This is a genomic window from Microcella sp. (genome assembly GCF_046296455.1).
Lineage (GTDB): Bacteria > Actinomycetota > Actinomycetes > Actinomycetales > Microbacteriaceae > Microcella.
In genome coordinates this window covers 1-19,730 of the sequence record NZ_JBKBLF010000001.1, presented here as the reverse complement: position 1 = coordinate 19,730, position 19,730 = coordinate 1, and the positions used below count along the sequence as shown (strand labels likewise).

15 protein-coding genes and 1 pseudogene are annotated in these 19,730 nt (G+C 71.1%); 8 read left to right on the top strand and 8 right to left on the bottom strand.

Features of this window, described 5'->3' with window-relative positions; genetic code table 11:
* The first annotated feature begins 95 nt into the window (after window positions 1-95).
* From ACK4HH_RS00080 to ACK4HH_RS00055, 6 genes and pseudogenes are all read left to right on the top strand, one after another.
* Window positions 96-341 (top strand): hypothetical protein, encoded by a 246-nt coding sequence (locus ACK4HH_RS00080; RefSeq protein ID WP_409646939.1) that lies wholly within the window; start codon window positions 96-98, stop codon window positions 339-341.
* Window positions 338-1,843: a glycosyltransferase gene (locus ACK4HH_RS00075; RefSeq protein ID WP_409646936.1), complete on the top strand. Its 1,506-nt coding sequence runs from the start codon at window positions 338-340 to the stop codon at window positions 1,841-1,843. Before ACK4HH_RS00080 ends, ACK4HH_RS00075 begins: the two co-directional genes overlap by 4 nt.
* Window positions 1,840-3,330: a glycosyltransferase family 4 protein gene (locus tag ACK4HH_RS00070; protein WP_409646933.1), complete on the top strand. Its 1,491-nt coding sequence runs from the start codon at window positions 1,840-1,842 to the stop codon at window positions 3,328-3,330. Before ACK4HH_RS00075 ends, ACK4HH_RS00070 begins: the two co-directional genes overlap by 4 nt.
* Window positions 3,327-4,298 (top strand): glycosyltransferase family 2 protein, encoded by a 972-nt coding sequence (locus tag ACK4HH_RS00065; RefSeq protein WP_409646930.1) that lies wholly within the window; start codon window positions 3,327-3,329, stop codon window positions 4,296-4,298. Before ACK4HH_RS00070 ends, ACK4HH_RS00065 begins: the two co-directional genes overlap by 4 nt.
* On the top strand, window positions 4,291-5,235 hold the full coding sequence (locus ACK4HH_RS00060) for an ABC transporter permease (protein WP_409646927.1): 945 nt from the start codon (window positions 4,291-4,293) through the stop codon (window positions 5,233-5,235). Before ACK4HH_RS00065 ends, ACK4HH_RS00060 begins: the two co-directional genes overlap by 8 nt.
* Window positions 5,235-5,963 (top strand): annotated as a pseudogene (locus ACK4HH_RS00055) (ABC transporter ATP-binding protein); the annotation flags it as partial. The gene ACK4HH_RS00060 and the pseudogene ACK4HH_RS00055, both read left to right, overlap by 1 nt.
* 2 nt (window positions 5,964-5,965) lie before the next feature.
* On the opposite strand, the gene ACK4HH_RS00050 reads toward ACK4HH_RS00055, so the two are convergent.
* From ACK4HH_RS00050 to ACK4HH_RS00040, 3 genes are read right to left on the bottom strand one after another with little or no spacing between them, the layout of a single operon-like run.
* A complete protein-coding gene (locus ACK4HH_RS00050) occupies window positions 5,966-7,432 on the bottom strand; it encodes a polysaccharide pyruvyl transferase family protein (RefSeq protein ID WP_409646924.1) in 1,467 nt (488 codons plus the stop codon).
* 24 nt (window positions 7,433-7,456) lie between these two features.
* Window positions 7,457-8,722 carry an O-antigen ligase family protein gene (locus ACK4HH_RS00045; protein WP_409646921.1) on the bottom strand — a complete coding sequence of 422 codons (1,266 nt, stop codon included), beginning with the start codon at window positions 8,720-8,722 and terminating at the stop codon, window positions 7,457-7,459.
* Window positions 8,719-10,014 carry an O-antigen ligase family protein gene (locus ACK4HH_RS00040; RefSeq protein WP_409646918.1) on the bottom strand — a complete coding sequence of 432 codons (1,296 nt, stop codon included), beginning with the start codon at window positions 10,012-10,014 and terminating at the stop codon, window positions 8,719-8,721. Before ACK4HH_RS00040 ends, ACK4HH_RS00045 begins: the two co-directional genes overlap by 4 nt.
* Window positions 10,015-10,132: 118 nt before the next feature.
* Here ACK4HH_RS00040 and ACK4HH_RS00035 point away from each other — a divergent pair, with 118 nt between their 5' ends.
* Window positions 10,133-10,417: a hypothetical protein gene (locus tag ACK4HH_RS00035; RefSeq protein ID WP_409646916.1), complete on the top strand. Its 285-nt coding sequence runs from the start codon at window positions 10,133-10,135 to the stop codon at window positions 10,415-10,417.
* Between the two features lies 1 nt (window position 10,418).
* The gene (locus ACK4HH_RS00030) at window positions 10,419-12,764 is read left to right on the top strand and encodes a glycosyltransferase (protein WP_409646914.1); all 2,346 of its coding nucleotides are present in this window, start codon (window positions 10,419-10,421) and stop codon (window positions 12,762-12,764) included.
* On the opposite strand, the gene ACK4HH_RS00025 is transcribed toward ACK4HH_RS00030, so the two are convergent.
* The 5 genes from ACK4HH_RS00025 to ACK4HH_RS00005 form a co-directional block, all read right to left on the bottom strand.
* Window positions 12,735-13,832 (bottom strand): glycosyltransferase family 2 protein, encoded by a 1,098-nt coding sequence (locus tag ACK4HH_RS00025; protein WP_409646912.1) that lies wholly within the window; start codon window positions 13,830-13,832, stop codon window positions 12,735-12,737. The two genes, ACK4HH_RS00030 and ACK4HH_RS00025, sit on opposite strands and share 30 nt — an antisense overlap.
* Before the next feature lie 5 nt (window positions 13,833-13,837).
* Window positions 13,838-14,377: a dTDP-4-dehydrorhamnose 3,5-epimerase family protein gene (locus ACK4HH_RS00020; RefSeq protein WP_409646910.1), complete on the bottom strand. Its 540-nt coding sequence runs from the start codon at window positions 14,375-14,377 to the stop codon at window positions 13,838-13,840.
* Between the two features lie 65 nt (window positions 14,378-14,442).
* The gene (locus tag ACK4HH_RS00015) at window positions 14,443-16,146 is read right to left on the bottom strand and encodes a serine hydrolase (protein ID WP_409646908.1); all 1,704 of its coding nucleotides are present in this window, start codon (window positions 16,144-16,146) and stop codon (window positions 14,443-14,445) included.
* Window positions 16,147-16,239: 93 nt separating this feature from the next.
* A complete protein-coding gene (locus ACK4HH_RS00010) occupies window positions 16,240-17,418 on the bottom strand; it encodes an acyl-CoA dehydrogenase family protein (RefSeq protein ID WP_409646905.1) in 1,179 nt (392 codons plus the stop codon).
* A gap of 137 nt (window positions 17,419-17,555) precedes the next feature.
* On the bottom strand, window positions 17,556-19,730 hold a 2,175-nt coding region (locus ACK4HH_RS00005), incomplete at its 5' end, for a fibronectin type III domain-containing protein (protein ID WP_409646902.1).

Sequence of the window (19,730 nt, the reverse complement as noted above, 5' to 3'; positions counted from 1 at the left end):
TTAGGGTATAACGCTTTGGCGCGTCTCCCCTGCTTAACGACGATCGGGTTGAAGAGTGCGTCCACTCGACGGTCGATTATCGAATAGGGATTCCTGTGCAGTCACGACGAGACGTCACGACACCCGTGAGTGACACCGAGCTGATCTCCTGGCTGACCGACGCCGGTCACGCGGCGGCTCGCCATCGGCGCATGCACGCGCTCTCGACCGGCGCCGGCATGGGCAAGTACCTCGCGATCGCGATCCGGTTGCGCGACAAGGTGCGCGAGATCGGCCTGGCCCGCACTGCGGCGCTCGCGTGGTCGATCGTGCGCGCCCGACTGACGCGAGCAGCCTCGTGAGCGCCGTGCCGAGCTCGGTCTTCACCCAGGCGACCACCCAGCGGATCGACGCGGCGCTCGCAGCGCTCGGCGAGGCGCCGGTCGGCGGAGTCGCCGAGCGGCTGTCGCGGCTCGTCGAGGTCGCGCGCCGCGCCGAGTCGGCCGAGGCCGTCTGGCTGCTGATCATCGCGGTGTGCGGCGCCTTCCCGCGCCAAGACGACGTGCGCGCGGTGCGGCGCGTGCTCGATCTGGCCGAGGGGCCGCAGGCGGTGCGGGGCGTTCTCGCCACGCTGCGTCCGCTCATCATCGAGTGCGGGGGCCTCGAGCGCCGCATGCAGATTCTCGATCGCGCCGTCGTGGTCGATGTCGACTTCAGCGCGACCCACGAGCACAACACGGGGATCCAGCGCGTGGTGCGCGAGACCATGGCGAGCTGGGTCGCGGCGCGCGCCGAGGTGCACCTCGCCGCATGGACGCCCGCGAGCTCTGCCCTGCGAGCGCTGAGCACAGCCGAGCGGGAGCGGGTCGTCGACTGGGGTTCGGCCACGCGGTTCCGCGGATCCGAGAGCTCGGCTGCCGTCAGCGACATCGTGGTGCCGTGGCGCAGCGACGTCGTGATCGTCGAGGTGCCGAGCGCGGCGTCCAGCGAGCGCCTCGCCGCTCTGGCCGAGTTCTCGGGCAACCGCGTGCACCTCGTGGGCTACGACACCATTCCGATCGTGAGCGCCGACATGCTGCACCCGCGAGAGGCAGAGAAGTTCGCGAGCTACCTCACTCTCGTCAAGCACTCGACGTCGGTCGTCGGCATCAGCGAGTCGGCCGCACAGGAGTTCGCCGGGTACATCTCGGCGCTCGGCTCGCAGGGCGTCACGGGCCCGCGCGTGAGCGCCTGCGCGCTGCCCGCCGAGCTGACCGCCGCGAGCGACGTCGTCGATGACGGCACCGACGACGGCGCACTCGTGCTCTCGGTGGGCAGCCACGAGGCACGCAAGAACCATCGGGCGCTGTTGTTTGCCGCCGAGGTGCTCTGGCGCGAGGGCTTCGCGTTCGAGCTCGTGCTCGTCGGCCGCGGAAGCGCCGAGTACATCGGTGCCTTCGACGCCGAGATCGCCCGCATGGTCGCCCGCGGGCGACCGATCACGGTGCGCCGCGACGCCGCCGACGACGAGCTCGCCGCCTTCTACCGTCGAGCGCGCGTCATGGTCTTCCCCTCGCTGCACGAGGGCTACGGCCTGCCGGTCGCCGAGGCGCTCTCGCGCGCGACCCCCGTGATCACGACGGCGTACGGCAGCACGGCCGAGATCGCTCGCGACGGTGGATGCCTCGTGATTGACCCGCGCAATGATGACAGCCTCATCGACGCACTGCGCTCGGTGCTCGCGGACGACGCGCTCGTCGATCGACTGCGCAGCGAGGCGCGCCGCCGGCCCGAGCGCACGTGGAAGCAGTACGCCGACGAGCTCTGGGCGGCGATGATCGACGCCTCGCCCGCGCCCGCGACGACGTCAGGAGGTGCGGCATGACCGCGTCGGCGACCGTGACGCATCGCGTTCGTTCACGGCACGAGCGCATCGCGCTGCTCGGCCGCCTGCTCGCCGTGCCGGGCGCGGCCGACCGCGAGGTCGGCCTGTCACCGGCTGAGGCAGTGGCGGCACTCGCCGAGCTGCTCGAGCAGGATCCTTCGCCCTCGCGCATCTGGCTGACGCTCGCCGTGCTGACGAGCGCGCTGCCGCCCTCGGCCGACGTCGTGGCCTGGCGCCGCCGCGTCCGGCTCGACGGCGCGGAGGCGCTGCTCGCCCTCCGGCCCGCCCGGCGGATGCGGAGGCGCCCCGTGAGCGTCCTCGAGGGAGGAGTGGTCGTCGACGTGCACCACACCGCGCGCACCGATCTCGAGACGGGCATCCAGCGGGTCGTCGTGAACGTCATGCGGCGGTGGACGGCCGCTGACCGCCCGATGACCATCGTAGGCTGGCTGCCGGGCGACGAGGGCTTCGAGCTGCTCGGCGAGCGGTGGGATCACGCCCAGGCCGCGTCGCGCACGACGAGCGGCACGCGACCGGTGGTCGTTCCGTGGCGATCGACCTACCTGCTTCCCGAGCTCGCGGTCGAGGCCGATCGGCTCGATCGGCTGCAGTCGCTCGCGCAGTACAGCGGCTCGGCCACGGCCGTCGTCGGGTACGACTGCGTGCCGCTCACCGTGCCCGAGACCGCGGGGGGCGGGATGCGCGGCGCCTTCGCCCGCAACCTGGCCGCGGTCGCATGGTTCGATCGTGTCGCGACCATCTCTGAAGCGGCGGCCGTCGAATACCGCGGGTGGGCTCGCATGGTCGAGGCCGCGGGAATCGAGGGGCCGCAGATCTCGGCGGTGGTGCTCGCCGACGAGTCGGTGCCCAGTGACGCGAGTTCCGTGTCGATCCGTGATCTCGTGCGCGACGGGCATCCGCTCGTGCTGTGCGTCGGCAGTCACGAGCCGCGTAAGAACCACCTCGCCGTGCTGCACGCCGCCGAGCTGGTGTGGCGCGATGGCGTCGATTTCGATCTGCTTTTCGTCGGCGGCAACGCCTGGAACTCGGCCCGCTTCCTCGAGCGCCTCGGCGAGCTGCAGCGCTCCGGGCGGCCGGTGCGCAGCCTGCGCCGTGTCGACGATGCGACGCTCGCAGCCCTCTACCGTCGGGCGGCGTTCTCGGTGTTCCCCTCGGTCAACGAGGGATACGGGCTGCCGATCGTCGAGTCGCTCGCGCTCGGCACCCCCGTCATCACCTCGGCATTCGGCAGCATGCGCGAGATCGCGACCTCGGGCTCGGTGCTCGTCGACCCGCGCGACGACCGCTCGATCGCCGACGCGATCGCGGGCTTGCTGCGCGATGAGCCGCGCCGGGCGGCCCTTGCCGACGAGGCCGGCTCACGCGCAGTGCGGAGTTGGGAAGCCTACGCCGATGAACTATGGTCGTTCATGGTCCACGGGGGTCACGGTCGCACCGGTCCTCAGTCGAACTCAGGAGTGTCATGAAGCTGTTCGTGCAGGTTCCGTGTCTCAACGAGGAGCAGACACTTCCTTCGGTGCTCGCCACGATCCCGAAGCAGATCGAGGGCATCGACGAGATCCACATCCTCATCATCGATGACGGGTCGACCGACCGCACGGTCGAGGTCGCGCGCGAGCACGGGGTCGAGCACTTCGTGCACCACGTGCGCAACATGGGCCTCGCCCGGTCGTTCCGCGATGGGGTGCACTACGCCCTGCTCAACGGTGCTGACATCGTCGTCAACACCGACGGCGACAACCAGTACCCGCAAGACCGCATCCCCGACCTCGTCGCCCCGATCGTGGCGGGCGAGGCCGACATCGTCATCGGCGACCGGCAGACGCACACGATCGAGCACTTCTCCTGGTTCAAGAAGCGCCTGCAGAAGCTCGGCAGCACGGTCGTCAACCTCGCGGCCAGTACCGACCTGCCCGATGCCGCCAGCGGGTTCCGCGCGTACTCGCGCGATGCCCTCATCAAGCTCAACATCGTCACGCAGTTCAGCTACTGCATGGAGACGATAATCCAGGCCGGCAACAAGCGCCTGCGCATCGGCAGCGTGCCGATCGACACGAACCCGAAGACGCGCGAGTCGCGCCTGTTCTCGAGCATGGGGCAGCACGTCACGAAGTCGGCGCAGGCGATCCTGCGCAGCTACATCATGTTCAAGCCCTTCGCCTTCTTCGCGGTCATCGGCTCGTTCATGTTCGTCGGGGCGATGATCCCCTTCGTGCGGTACCTCATCCTCATCTGGTTCTTCGGCGACGATGCGGGCCAGCATCTGCAGTCGCTCATCCTCGGCGTCGCTCTGCTGATCGGCGCGTTGCTCTCCTTCGCGCTCGGTGTGCTGGCCGACCTGCAGCGCACCAACCGCGTGCTGGCCGAAGAGTCGCTCGAGCGCCTGAAAGAGATGCAGTACGGCATCGTGCGCACCGGAACCTCGATTGGATAAGGCGCAGCGGGTCGCGCACGTCGAGTCCCTGCCCTTCGAGCGCACCGTCGCCGGCCGGGTCGGGGTCTTCGCGGGGCTCTGGCGGGCGATCCGCGACGTCATCGCGCGGCGCGAGCTGCTGGGGCTGCTCGTGCGCCGCGAGCTGAAGGCCCGGTACAAAGACAGCTCGCTCGGGTTCCTCTGGAGCCTCATCAAGCCCCTCACGATGCTGCTGATCTACTTCGTGGCGATCGGGCAGTTCCTCGGCGCCGCGCGCGCCATCCCCGACTTCGCGATCTTCGTCTACGCGGGGCTCACCCTGTGGGCCCTCTACAGCGAGATCGTCGTCACCGGCACGCAGTCGATCCTCTCGAACGCCGGGCTCATCAAGAAGGTCTACCTGCCGCGCGAGATCTTCCCGCTCGCCGCGACGGGCTCGGCCTTCGTGAACTTCGGCGTGCAGTTCCTCATCCTCATCGTCGCCGTCGTCGCCCTGGGGCAGTTCCCGATCTCGTGGAACCTGCTCTACATCCCGGTCGCGGTCGCGATCGCGGCGGTGTACGGCATCGCGCTCGCCCTGCTGCTCTCGGCGGTCAATGTCTACCTGCGCGACATCCAGTACCTCGTCGAGGTGGGCCTGCTCGTGTTCTTCTGGGCATCGCCGATCGTCTACTCGTGGTCGTTCGTGGTCGAGGCGGGCGAGCGTTCCGACCTGCCCTGGCTCGAGAGCGCGTACCTCATCAACCCCATGTCGACCGCGATCCTCGCCTTCCAGCGCGGCATCTGGGCGGCCGGCTCGCAAGAGCGCGAGCTCGGCGGCGTCACCGTGCCCCCGCAGCCCTGGCCTGCCGATCTCGATCTGCGGCTGCTCATCACCTTCGTCGTCGGCCTCGTGCTCGTCGTCGTGGCGCAGCGGGTCTTCTCGCGCCTGCAGGGCAACTTCGCACAGGAGATCTGATGGCCACCGCATCCACGATCGTGCGCGTCGACGGCGTCGCCAAGCGCTTCGTCATCCGCAAAGAGAAGTCGCTCAAAGAGCGTCTCGTCAACTTCGGCCGCTCGAACCAGCACAAGGACGACTTCTGGGCGCTCGATGAGATCTCGTTCGAGGTGCCGATCGGCACCTCGGTCGGCCTGCTCGGCGCCAACGGCTCGGGCAAGAGCACGCTGCTCAAGGTCATCGGCGGCATCATCGAGCCGACGCGCGGCGCCGTCGAGCGCCGGGGCAGGGTCGCGGCGCTGCTCGAGCTCGGCGCCGGTTTTCACCCCGACCTGACCGGGCGCGAGAACGTGTACCTCAACGGCTCGATCCTCGGTCTCTCTCGCAAGCAGACCGATCGCTACTTCGACTCGATCGTCGACTTCGCCGAGGTGCACGAGTTCATCGACACGCAGGTCAAGTTCTACTCGTCGGGAATGTACGTGCGGCTCGCGTTCGCGATCGCGGTGCACGTCGACCCCGACCTTCTGCTCGTCGACGAGGTGCTCGCCGTCGGCGACGAGCGCTTTCAGAAGAAATGCATGGACAAGATCCGCGAGTTCCAGCAAGAGGGTCGCACGATCCTGTTCGTGAGCCACTCGGCCGACCAGGTCACGCGCGTCTGCGACCGCGCGATCGTGCTCTCGCACGGGCGCGTCGTCTTCGACGGCGACACCGAGGGCGGCATCGCCGCGCTGCGCAACTCGTTCTAGCGGCGGCGGATGCGGGCCGCGAGCGCCCGCAGCGGCGCCGTGACGCGCCACGAGGTGCTGGCCTCGAGCTCGCGCACGCGGGCGTGCCAGTCGACGGCGTCGGGCTCGGGCGATGCTCCGGACTGCTCGACGAGCAGGGTCAGCGCGGCCAGCCGTGAGAGCTCGTCGCGCAGCGGCGCCGCGACGGCCAGCTCAGGCGGGGCGACGAACGGCCCGGGCAGGGCGGGCTCGCGGCCGTCGAGCACCGCGGCCACCGCATCCCACCACCCCGTCGCGTGGCCGACGGCCGCGGGCCGCGCGCGCTCGAGGTGCGCCGCGATGGCTGAGCGTTCGGCCCAGGCCGCCGCGACCAGTCGGGCGGCGTGACCCGTGCCGATGGCGGTGAGCGGCGCGCTCCAGGTGCCCAGGCCGTGGTGCTCGAGCAGCCCCCGCATCTTCTGCTGCGAATAGTGCTCGGGCCAGAGCGCGACGCACGGCACCGATCCCGCGAGAGCGAAGACGGCGCCGTGGTAGCGGCTCGTGACGCACAGGGCGGCCGCGCGGGTCAGGGCGGCGGTCGTGCGGGCGTCGCGCACGCGCATCGATCGCACGCCGACGATGCCCTTGAGAGACTGGGCGATGGCGTCGTCGGCGAGCGTGAGGGCGGGGTCGATGGCGCCCTCGTGGCGCAGCAGCACCACGGTCACGCCCGTGGCGGCCGCGATCGACGCGACGAGCGAACGCAGGTCGTCGAGCAGGGCGCGGTAGCCGATCGTTCCTGAGGCGGGCGAGAAGCTCACGGCGACGAAGGCGCCGGGCTCGAGACCGTGGCGCCGCGCGACCGCTGCGTCGGGCTCGTCGGCAGGGTCGAGCAGTGCGGCGTCGTCGCCGGTCTCGACGACCGCCGCTCGCGGTGCGAGGCCGCGGGCCAGCGCGAACGAGCCCGGTTCGCGCGCCGCGGCGAGCGCGGCCCGGTCGAGCAGCTCGGCCACGAGTGATGCGTCGCCCTCGTCGAAGTGCGGGCCGAGGCTCTGCCCGCCGATGACGAGCGGCACGCCGTGCCGGGCGGCGATCGCACCCACCGCCGCGCGCTCGGCCAGGTGCTCGGCGTAGAGGGTGGTGATATTGCCGCCCCCCGTGATGAGCACGCCGTCGGCGCCCTCGATCGCGGCGATCACGCCGCGGGCGGGGTCGTCGGCGGGAAGCGCGTCGTCGTCGCCCGCGAGCAGCGCCAGGACGCGCGCGTGCCGTGCCATGACCTGCTCGTGGTCGAGTCCCGCGAATCCGATGCGCTCGATGCTCTCGACCCCGTAGCGGTCTCGGGTGTCGGCGGGCGCGCGCGAGAGCAGGGTGAGCTCGGCGTCAAGTCGGCGGCGCAGCTGCGCGATGGCGGTCTCGGCCATCGCCTCGTCGCCCACGTGCAGCGTGCGGCTGGCTCCCACATCGCCGACGAGCACGATGCGGCGGCGTGACGGGGTCGACATGCAGTCCATCGTGCCACGGGGCTGCTACGGGTCGAGCCGCCGCCTCCACGAGCGGTTGCGTGCCGCGGCGAAGGCGCTCGTGACGAAGAGCAGCAGGCCGCCCTCGAACAGCAGGTAGCTCTCGGTCATGCTCGTCGTCGCGAGCAGCACGAGCGTCAGTGCGGGCCAGACGTACACGGTGCTGCGGCGATCGCTCGCGACGAGCCAGGCCCGCACGAACGCGAGCCCGAGCGCCGTGACGAGCACGATGAGTCCCGCGAGCCCGAGCTGCAGCCAGATGTCGCCGTAGGCGTTGAGGGCGGAGTCGGGCTGCAGCCCTGAACTCGATCGCACGCTCGAGAACGGGTACACCTCGGTCGGCCACGGCCCGACCCAGCCCCACCCGAGCACGGGCTGCTGGTCGATGAGGGCCCGCACCGAGCCCCAGACGCTCGTGCGGACGGCGACGTCGGCCGCGGCATCCACCACGCCGACGAGCGCGCCGCGAAACACCCAGGCGATGAGGGCGAAGGCGACGGCCGCCACGAGCAGGGCGCTCTGCGTGGCGCGGCGTGCGAGGGGCTGCTGGCGACGGATCACGACGAGCGCCAAGCCCGTGAGGAGAACCGCGAGCAGCACGAGCAGCGACACGGGGGAGCGGGCGAGCACGATCGTCGCGCCGGCGAGTGCCAACGAGTAGGCCGTGAGCCCGCGCGAGACCGAGCGGGTGCGGAACTCTATCCAGAAACTCAGCACCGCGAGGGCGCCGAGGAAGGCGAGGGCGTTGCGCGTGCCCGCGAGCCCTTGGACGGGCCCCCCGAGAGCGAGGTCGCCGGAGATCCCGATCCAGGCGAAGGGCGTGTCGAGGATCACGCCGCTGAGGATCTCGAGCGCGAACGATGCGGTCAGGATGACCCGCAGGGCGTTGCCGACGGCGCGAACGAGCTGGATCAGGTCGCGCACGAGGGCGATGTAGACGCCCAAGAACCCGAAGGCGAAAGCGTAGGCGATGCCGCCGACGGTCGCCCAGGTGTACTGGCTCCAGATGATGCTCACCGAGAGCAGCGAGAAGAGGGCGATGAGCGAGAGGGGCAGCACGCCGCGCCACTCGGTGCGCTCGGGCTGGCTCGCGAGCGAGACCGCGGCCAGCACGACGAGCACGGCGATGATCGCGATCGCCCCCGGCCAACCGACGAGAGACCGCACGGCGTGGGTGACGAGCGCCACGCCGATGATGGCCTCGGTGAGGGCCTGCGTGACGCGGGCAGACCCGAGCACGGCGCGCACCGTGGCGAGAGGCTCGGGGGTCATGGTGTTCTGCTCTCGACCGCAGGCGCCGCGGGAGCCGGACGATGGCTGCGCGATGCGACGGCGAGCCAGACCAGCATCACCATGCCGGCCTCGATGAGCAATCGCGATTCGGCGAGGCTGTGCACGAGCAGCACGGTGAGCACGAGCACGGGCAGCAGGCGCAGCGTCGGGGTCTCGCGGCTGTCGCGCGGCGAGTCGACCGACCACGCGAGAGTGCGCACGCCGGTCGTGACCACGAGGATGCCGAACACCACGACCCCCACGACCCCGAGCTGCAGCCAGACGTCGAGCCACGCGTTGTGGGCCTGCAGGTAGGTGACGCCGCGGATGACCGCGAGGTCGTCGAAGGGCTCGACCCACGGCGCCCAGTAGCTGACCCAGCCCCAGCCGAGCACGGGCCGCTGCTGGGCGAGATCGATCACGGCGGCCCAGATGTCGAGGCGGCCGGTGAGGTCGTCGCTGCGACCGAGCAGCGCGAGCAGGGTCTCGCGGCCCGCGATCGCCCCGGCCACGACGATCGCGAGCATCGCCGTCGCGACGCTGTAGACGACGAGCTGCCCGCGCAGCGAGTACCGGCGCGCGAGCAGAACGATGACGAGCACGGCCGCGGCGCCGACCGCGCACACGATGACGGTCGACGATCGGGTCAGGCCGAGCGTGAGCAGCGCGGCGCCGAGCCAGCCCCAGCCGGCCGCTCGTCCGACGCGCCGCTCAGCGAGCTGGATGCCGAAGACGATGACGCCGAGCAGCGCCGCGAAGGCGAGCAGGTTGGCGTTGCCGGGGATGCCCTGGATGCGCCCGCCCTCGAAGAGCAGCGCCCGCGACCAGTAGAAGGCGCGCGGCACGGGCTCGTCGTAGTCGACCCAGAGCGGCAGCACCGGGCGCCGCAGCACGGCGGCCACGAACAGCTCGAAGGCGAGCGAGAGCCCCAGGATCCAGCGCAGGGCGACGCCGAGCGCGCGCAGAACCTGATCGAGCGGCACGGTGTGGGCCAGCACGACCCCGACGAGCATCGTGGCGAGCGTGAGCGGGATGCCGATCGCCGAGGCCGAGGGGTAGGCCGACCACACGATCGAGAGCGCTGCGAGCCCCGCGAAGGCGCCCAGGGCGATCGGGATGCGCCGCAGATCGACGCGATGCTCGACGGCGACGGCGATCCAGCCGGCGACGATGAGGACGACGACGGCGCCCCACCCGTACCAGCTGATCGAATTGCGCCAGGCGTCGCCCGCAAGCAGCGTGAAGAACGTGACTGCGGCGAGGGCCACGCGCCGGTCGCGGAGCCAGGACATGACCGCCAGCCTACCGGCGCCCCACTCGCGGCCGGTGTGGGACGATTCTCTCGGTGCACCGCGGTGCGCCGCCGGTGCGAGCATCCACTGACCCGTCGTCGCACCAGAGGAGGACCCGGTGGCTTCGTTCGTGCGGCGCATCAGCGCACCCTTCCGTGGGTACATCAACCGACGGTTCGCCGGTCTGCACGAGCACCTCGCCCGGGTCGAGACGCTCGTCGACGCGCAGTCCGCCGCCCGGCTCGAGCGCGAGCTCGCCGAGGTGCGCGAGGTGAACCAGGCGCTGCTCGACTCGGTGCAGGTGCTCGGCGAGTCCGTTGCACGGCTGCGGGAGGAGGTGCGGGCCGCGACGGTGGCCCCGCCGGCCACGGCTGAGCACGACCGTCGCACCGACGGCAGCTGAGGTGCCGGGCCTGGTCCACGTCGACCTGCGATGTCTGCAGGATCCGACGCATCCCGAGCGGGGCATCCCGACCTACACCGCCCAGCTGGCCGTCGCGACCGAGGCGGCACGGGGTGATCGCGACGTCTCGTGGGTGCTCGCGGCCGATGGGCCGGTGCCCCGCACGGCGCGCGACCTGCTGCACTCGGGCCGCCTCGTGCGCGACGACGACCGCTCGCTGCGCGACGGCGCGCAGCTGCTGCACGTCACGTCGCCGTTCTTCGGCCTGCCGGGCCGCATCGACGCCCTGCCCGGCCCGTACCGCGCGACCGTCGCGACCCTCTACGACCTCATCCCGCTGCGGTATCCCGAGGTCTACCTCTCGAGCGCGCGCATGATGGCCGCGTACCGCTCGCGGCTCGAGCTCGTGCGGCAGGCGGATCGGGTGCTCAGCATCTCGGCGTCGACGACGCGCGACGCCGTCGAGTTCGGCGGCATCGATCCCGCGCGCATCGTGACGATCGGTGCTGGCGTGTCGCCCGACCACGTGCCTGCGAGCGACGGCGACGAGGCGTTCTCGACCGCGCGCGCCTCGCTGCCCGCCCTGCGACCGGGCTTCGTGCTCTACACGGGCGGCTGGGACTTCCGCAAGAACCTCGAGGGCCTGCTGCGGGGGTACGCCCTGCTGCCGAGCGCCGCTCGCGCGGCCCACCAGCTCGTCATCGTCTGCTCGCTGCGGCCCGAGGAGCGCGCGCAGCTCGAGCACGTCGCGCGCGAGCTCGGCGTGCTCGACGACCTGCTGCTGACCGGCTACATCGCCGATGACACGCTCATCAGGCTCTACCAGTCGACCGCGCTGTTCGTGTTCCCCTCGCTCTTCGAGGGCTTCGGGCTGCCCGTCGCCGAGGCGCTCGCTTGCGGGGCTCCCTGCATCGTCGCCGACACCTCGTCGCTGATCGAGATCGTCCCCGACCCGGCGGCGCGCTTCGATCCGCTGGATGCCCGCTCGATCGCCGATCGCATGGCCGCCGCCCTGGCACCCGGGGCGCTGCGCGATTCGCTGCTCGGGCTCGCGGCCACCGCGCGCTACTCGTGGGACGACGTGGCGGCCCGCACACTGCAGGCCTACGACGACACCGTGCCGCGGCGGCGCACCCCCGTTGACGGCAGAACGCGCCCGCGTATCGCGCTCGTCAGCCCCATGCCCCCGATCGCGAGCGGGGTCGCCGACTACTCGGCCCGGCTGCTGCCCGAACTGGCGCGTCATGCCGACGTCGACGTCTTCGCACCGGTCGGCGCCGACCCGATCGCGCTCGAGGGCGTGCGCCTGTTCGCGATGGCGGCACTGCCCGCGGTGCGGGCGGCGCAGGGGGAGTACGACGACATCGTCTACAGCATCGGCAACAGCGAGTACCACTACGGGGTGTTCTCGCACGTGCGGCACCAGCGCGGGGGTACGGCGCTGCTGCACGATGTTGCGCTGCAGGGAGTCATGCGGCTCGCCCGCACCTGGCGCCCCGAGATCGTCGACGGGGATGCGCGGCTCGCGCTCGAGGCGCTCGAGCGGGGCGAGCTCGCGGTCGAGCACGAGGGCTATCCCGCGCACCGAACGCCCGACTACGCCGACCTCAACCGCCCCCTCGTGCGCTCGATCGCCCGTCGGGTCGATCGCCTGCTCGTGCACTCGCAGTACGCCGCATCGCTCGCCCGGCTCGAACTCGAGCCCGAGCAGCGTGATGCCGTGCGCACGGTCGTGTTCGCGCACCGCGACCCTGTGCCGTACCGCGGTGTCGCGCGCGACGCCGTGGTCTCGATGGGCATCCTCAGCTCGGTCAAGCAGTCGGAGGAGGTCTGGGAGGCCTTCATCGTCGCCGCGGCGCGCCACCCCCACCTCGAGTTCGCACTCGTCGGCGAGAACCACCTCGACCAGCGAACGCGGGAACGGCTCGAGGCGCGCGCCCACGCCGCCGGGGTCGCCTCGCGCGTCGTCGCGACCGGGCGCGTCGACGACGCGGAGTACGACGCGTGGCTCGCGCGCGCGCTCATCGCCGTGCAGCTGCGCTCCACGTCGCGCGGCGAGAGCTCGGCCGCGATCGCCGACTGCTTCGCCGCTGGGGTTCCTGTCATCACGTCGGCGATCGGCTCGGCGCTCGAGCTCTCGGCCGACGCGGTCGTGCGCATCCCCGTCGGCGCGCGGCCCGAGCGCGTCGCCGCCGAGATCGACGTGCTGCTGGGCGACCCTGCGCGCGGGGCGGCGCTCGGCGCGGCCGCCCAGCGCGATGCGGCCGAGCGGGGGTTCGCGCGCGCGGCGCGAGAGATTCTGCAGGCGAGCGGCGTGTTACCCGCCGTCGGCGCCGGGCTCGACTGAGCCGCCCGGCCGAGCACGTCGGACCGTGAGCGCCCGCACCGGGGCGGTCAGGCGCCACGACCGCGACGACCGCATGGCGGCGAGCTCGAGCTCGGCGAGCCGGGCGCTGTGCTCGGCCGCTGCGAGGCGCCCGAGCAGCGCGTCGTGCTGCGGGGCATGCTGCTCCACGTGGCTGCGCAGCCGGTCGAGCTCGTGGTGGTCGCGCTCGACGCGGTCGGCGAGCTCGCGCACGAGCGAGGCAGCGGCGCGGGCGATCGTCGCCACGAGGGCGGGCTCGAGCCGGGCATCCACCGCCCCGGCGATGCTCGGGGCCGAACCGGTCGGACCTTCCGCGTGCTTCTGCCGCAGCAGCGCCAGATTGCGGTGCCAGAGCAGCGCCGAGAACTGCGAGGGCGTCGAGGCCGACTGCTCGTGGGTGCAGTGCGCGTCGCGCACCGAACGAAACCGCAGGCCGCGGGCGAGCAGCGTGCTGCACAGATCGGCGTCGACCCACATGACGGGGTAGAACCGCGGGTCCATGCCGCCGACGGAATCCCACACCGCGGTGCGCACGAGCATGCCGCGGCTGCCAACGTAGGCGTAGCCCTCGAGCGCCCCGATCGCCTCGAGGGGCGTATCGATCTCGGGGTACCACCCTGAGAAGGTCCAGGCCGCATCGCGATGGGCGCCGACCGTGCGCGCGGCGACGAGGCCGTCTCGCAGCACCATGGGGGCGACGAGCGCGAGCCCCTCGTCGTGACGCAGCGCCGCGCGCAGGGCTGTGAGGCAGCCCGGGTCGAGCACCATGTCGTCTTGCACGAGCCAGAGCTGCGCGGCCTGCACGAGCGAACGTCCGAACGCGAGCCCGCCGGCCCAGCCCAGGTTGAGGCCCGCGTGCACGACCGCGACGCGCTCGTCCAGCGCGAGCCCCACCGAGTCCTCGGCGTTGACGATGACGAGCACAGCGAGCCGCGCGTCGGTCTCTTGCGCGACGAGCGAGGCCACGGCCCGCTCAAGCCGCGCGGGGCTCGCGCCGAGCGTGGGGATGAGGGCGACGACGTCGGGCCGGTCGTCGAGGGTGACGAGCATGCGGCTCAGGTGATCGGCAGGTGCGCCCGCACGTCGACGGGGATCTCGGGGGCATCCCACGGCAGCAGCAGGCGGTCGGGCGACTCGTGGTGGTAGACCTCGGTCGGAAAGTTGATGAGGTATGCCTCGACGCTGCCCACGTTGACCGACAGGTGCCACACGAACTGCGGGATCGTCACCTGCCGAACACCGCGGTCAGAGAGCACGAGGCGCATCGACTGCCCGTGCGTGGGCGAGTCGGCGCGCGAATCGTAGAGGAACAGCAGCACCTCGCCCGAGATGATCGTGTAGCGGTCGCGCTTGCGCTCGTGCAGACCCCATCCCTTGACCTGGCCGGGACGCACCGAGAACTGGTACGCGTAGACGACGGGCTCGTCCCAGTAGTCGTTGATGCCCTCGAAGATCTCGAAGACCGACCCGCGGTGGTCGACATGGTGAGGCGTCGTGCGGATGCGCACGCCGTCGATCACGCGCGCGATCGGGGCGCCCTGCTTCGTGACGGTCTGCTCGTCGCGCACGCCGGCGCTCAGGCTCGGGTCGGTCACAGTGGCCTCCTCGCTGGGTGATGCGTCGGACCCTGCCACCGTATCGCCCCGAGCGAGTGCGTGCGCTACTGCGGTTCAGCGGGCCGCGGGTAGTCGTAGACGTTGCGCACGCGACCGCTGTGCACGTAGTAGGTCTTGCCGTTGTACGTCACCTGGTACCAGAGCCGGGCGCTGTACTGGGCGATCAGGCGCGTGCCCTCGGGCACCCCGCGTAGCGGGATGCGGCCGGCGTAGCGGTAGAGCACCGCCGTCTGCGTCGTGACCAGGTTCGCCGACGAGTAGGTGGCCCGATCGACGACGTCGCCGTGCAGGTGCTCGTAGACGATCTGGCCGAGCACGCGCACGCCGTACCCCGAGGCGTTCCGGCTGCCGATGATCGAGATGGCGTAGCGGGACTCGGGGCCGTAGACGATCGCCGCATCGGCTTCGATCATGCCCGACGAGACCCAGAGCTGGCCGGTCTTGTTCGCGACGGCGACCCCGACAGGAACCCCCGACGGCACGCGATGACGCCAGAGCTGCGTGAGCAGCAGGTCGCGCAGATGATCGGCCTGCGGGTCGGCGAGGAGCGAGTCGGTCTCGAGCCGGTGCAGCATGAGCGAGACGTTCGCGGTGGTGGTGTGCTTGGTGGGGTAGTAGCGGCCCGTCATCGAGCGCCCCTGGTAGACCGAGTGGATGAAGCCGTCGTAGGCGAGGGTGTCGTTGACGCGCTGATTGCCGATCGTCGCCACGAGATCCCAGTGGCAGAGGTTGTCGGAGATGTGGATCATGACGCGCAGGCACGATCCGACCGAGACGCCCGACCGGGTCGGGCTCGACAGGCTGAGCGCTCCCCGCTCGATGCGGTCGAGCGTCGCGTACGCGGCGAAGAGCTTCATGACGCTCGCCGGCTCTTGCTGCCGCAGGGCGTCGATATGCACCTCGCGGTTGAGTCCGCCGATCTCGCGCACGCTCAGCGAGTATCGACCGGGCAGGCTCGCCATGCGGGCGACGAGCGCGGCGCGCAGGGCGCTCTCAGACTCGAGCGCCTCGGTGCTCAGGGTCGGTGAGGTCACGGCGATCTGCTGCGGCGCCGACTCCCCGGCGGCGTTGACGGCCACGACCCTGACGAGCATCGGGGTGCCGCTCTGCACGGTGAAGGTGTACCGGCTGACCGGGCCGACCGGATCGCGCTGTGCGATCCAGGTCGTGCCCTCGTCGCGGCTGATCGCGATGCGGTAGTCGATGATCGCGCTCGCACCCCTCGAGCTCGGGCTCTGCCAGGTGAGCGTCATCGTGCGGGCGCCGACGAAGCGCGCCTCGAGCGATCGCACCTCGCTCGGGGCTCCGATGGCCACGGCAGCGGTGCTCGGCGCCGGCGCGGGCGGGGTCGTCACGAGCACCTGCACGCCGGTGCTCTCGAATCCCTCGGCGACGACCTGCACGCGCCAGATCCAGCTGGACGCCGGGGGCATCGTCGCGGCCGTGCCGGGCGTGGCGGTGACGGGGTCGGGATGCTCGAGCCACGTCGCCCCGCCGTCCGCGCTCCACGACACCCGGTAGTCGACGATCACGGCATCGGTCGTCGGCGCGAGCCAGGTGAGCGCCACCGCTCCCTGCGGATCGACGGCCGCGCTGAGCTCGGTGACCTCGAGCACCGGCGTCGGCACCACCTCGACCGGCGGGTCGGTCGTCTGGGCGAGCGCGCTCGGAACGGTGCCCATCGTCGTCGCGAGAGCGAGTGCGAGCGTCGCCGCCGTCACCTGCCAGAAATACGTCCGTGTGCCCATCGAGCACGCCCCCCGTCGATGCGCACCCCCCGATGCGCTCGCTCTACGCTAACCCGGCCCCGTCGAGATGTCGACCAGCGCGCCGCGACGGCGTCAGACGAAGGCGCCGACTCCCGTGATCGCGCGGCCGACGATGAGACTGTTCATCTCGCGCGTGCCCTCGTAGCTGTAGAGGGCCTCGGCGTCAGCGTGGAAGCGCGCGACGTCGTAGTCGAGCACGATGCCGTTGCCGCCGAGCAGCTCGCGGCAGAGCCCGACCGTCTCGCGCATCGCCGTCGTCGCGAAGGCCTTCGCGAGCGAGGCGTGCTCGTCGCGCTGCACCCCGTCGTCGAGCATTTGCGAGACGCGCGTGCACAGGGCGATGCTCGCCGTGATGTTGCCGAGGCTGCGGCTCAGCAGGTCTTGCACGAGCTGGTGGCTGGCGATGGGCTTGCCGAACTGCTCGCGGCTCGTCGCGTAGGCGACCGCGGCCTCGTAGGCGCCGATCGCGGTGCCGACGGCCGCCCAGGCGACCTCGGCGCGGGTGAGCCGCAGCACGGCCGCCGTGTCGCGGAACGAGTTCGCGTTCTGCAGCCGGTGCGACTCGGGCACGCGCACGTTCTCGAGTGTGATGTCGGCGTTCTGCACGATGCGCAGGGCCTGCTTGCGTTCGATCTTCGTGGCGTTGTAGCCGGGGGTGCTCGTCGGAACGATGAAGCCCTTCACCTGGCCGTCTTCGGTGCTCTTGGCCCAGATAATCGTGATGTCGCTGAAGGTCGCATTGCCGATCCAGCGCTTGCTGCCGCTGAGCACCCACTCGTCGCCGTCGCGCGTCGCGGTCGTGCGCAGGCCCTGCGCCGAGTCGCTGCCCGAGAGCGGCTCGGTGAGCCCGAAGGCGCCGATGACCTCGCCGGTCGCGAGTCGCGGCAGCCATTCGGCGCGCTGCTCGGGCGAGCCGGCGACCCCGATCGATCCCATGGCGAGGCCGTTCTGCACTCCGACGTAGGTCGCGATGCTGGCATCGACGCGCGCGAGCTCGAGCGCCGTCCAGCCGCCGTACACGGCGCTGTAGTCGCCGGCCTTCGTCTCGGCCCACAGGTTGCCGAACACCTGCTGCTGGTGCAGGCCGGGCAGGATCTGCCGAGGGAACTCGGCGCGATCCCAGTGGTCGTTCACGACGGGCTTCACGTCGGATTCCAGGAACGCGCGCAGGCGCACGAGCGCCTGCTTCTCGTGATCGGCGAGCAGGGCCTCGAAGCCGTAGAAGTCGCTGATGAGCGTGGGGAAGGTCATGCCCGTCACGCTAGATCACGGTGACACGGCGCCGGGGGTTTTGAGCACTCCTGCGCGGCTCGACCGACGGCAGCGGGGCATTCTTTGTCGAGTCGCCACGAAGGCGACCCGGGTGGCTGCGCCGAGGTCGCGCCGGATCAGACGGCGGGGAGAGTTCGGGTGGCGACGGTCACCGAGCTGCCCGTGTACCCACTGTTGATGGCGGCGACGCGCAGCAGGTAGGCGCGATCGGGAAGGCGCCCGCTCACGGTCGCGGTCGTGGCGGTGCTGACGCCGTCGGTGAAGGTGTACCAGGTCTTGCCGTTGTCGCCGGAGTACTGAATGCGGTAGTCGCGGATGGCGCTCGAGCCGGTCCAGGTGGGTGCGGTCCACGCGAGCGACATGCTCGAGCTGGTCACGCCCGTGACGGTGAGCCCCGTCACGACTCCGGGTGCCGCCGAGAGGGTCTTGGTCGTGACTTTCGTGTAGCCGCCGGTGTAGCCGCTGTTGACCGCGGCGACGCGAAGTTGGTACGTACGGTTCGAGAGGCGCCCGCTCACGGTCGCCGTCGTGGCGGTGCTGACGCCGTCGGTGAAGGTGTACCAGGTCTTGCCGTTGTCACCGGAGTACTGAATGCGGTAGTCGCGGATCGCGCTCGAGCCGGTCCAGGTGGGTGCGGTCCACGCGAGCGACATGCTCGAGCTGGTCACGCCCGTGACGGTGAGCCCCGTCACGACTCCGGGTGCCGCCGAGAGGGTCTTGGTGGTGACCTTGGTGTAGCTACCGGTGTAGCCGCTGTTGACCGCGGCGACGCGAAGTTGGTACGTACGGTTCGAGAGGCGCCCGCTCACGGTCGCCGTCGTGGCGGTGCTGACGCCGTCGGTGAAGGTGTACCAGGTCTTGCCGTTGTCACCGGAGTACTGAATGCGGTAGTCGCGGATCGCGCTCGAGCCGGCCCAGGTGGGTGCCGTCCAGCTCAGCGACATACTCGAGGTCGTCACGCCCGTGACTGTCAGCCCCGTCACGGCGGCCGGGGAGGCCGTTCGGGTACGGGCGCTCACCGTGGTCGCGGCGCTCGTGTACCCCTCGTTGACGGCCGAGACGCGCAGCAGGTAGCTGCGGTTGGGCACGCGCCCGCTGACGGTGGCTGTCGTGGCGGTGCTGACGCCGTCGCTGAACGTGTACCAGGTCGCGCCGTTGTCGCCCGAGTACTGGATGCGGTAGTCCGACACGGGCGTCGAGCCCGACCATTCGGGCGCCGTCCAGCTCAGCGACATGCTCGTCGCCGTGGTGTCGGTGACGGTGAGCGACGTGACCGCTGCGGGCGAGACCGTCTGCGTGCGCGCGGTCACGGTCGACCACGCACCCGAGTAGTCGTCGTTCACGGCCCGCACGCGCACCTGGTACTCGCGGTTCGAGGCGAGCCCGGTGACGACCCCCTCGGGGGTCGAGCTCACGCCGTCGGCCACCGTGGTCCATGTGCTGCTGCCGGTGCTCGAGTACTGCAGCTCGTAGTCCACGACACCGCTCGCCCCCGAGGTCTCGGGTGCCGTCCAGCTCAGCGAGAGGGCGTTCCAGGTGGCGTCATCGACCGAGAGGGTTCCGACCGCGGTGGGCGTGAGCCGCGGCACCGTCGCCTGCACGGTCGACCAGGCACCGAGGCCGGTGCCGCTCACGACGGCGACCCGCACGTCGTAGGTCGTGCTTTCGGCGAGCGTCGTGAAGGTGAACGACGTCGCCGTGCTTGTTCCGTCGTTCACGCGGGTCCAGGTCGACGCCGAAGCGGCCTTGTACTCGATCGCGTAATCGGTGACGGCGAGCCCGGTCTGCGCCACGGGCGCGCTCCAGTCCACGACGATCCGCGACTGCTCGTCGACTGTCGACGAGATGCCCGTGAGCGCCCCCGGCCGCAGCGGCAAGAACCGCACGCTCGCCAGTCGGTTGGGCGAGCCCGTGCCGGCGTTCGTGACGACGCCGGTCTGGGCGCCGTCGATGATCATGCTCGTCACCTGCGCGGGCGTCAGTCCCGGGTTCTGGCTCAGCACGAGCGCGCCGATACCGGCGACGTGCGGTGATGCCATGGATGTTCCGCTCATGGTCATCGTCGCGGTCGAGTCCCAATCGACCGAGGCGATGCTCGAGCCCGGGGCGAAGAGGTCGAGGCACGTGCCGATGTTCGAGAAGCTGGAGCGCGCATCCGTCGACGTCGTCGACCCCACGGTGATCGCGCTCGGCGCCGCCGCGGGCGAGACGGAGCAGGCGTCGGCGCCGCTGTTGTTGCCGGCTGCGACGACGACGAGGTGGCCGTCGTCGACGACCGCCTGGATGCGGTC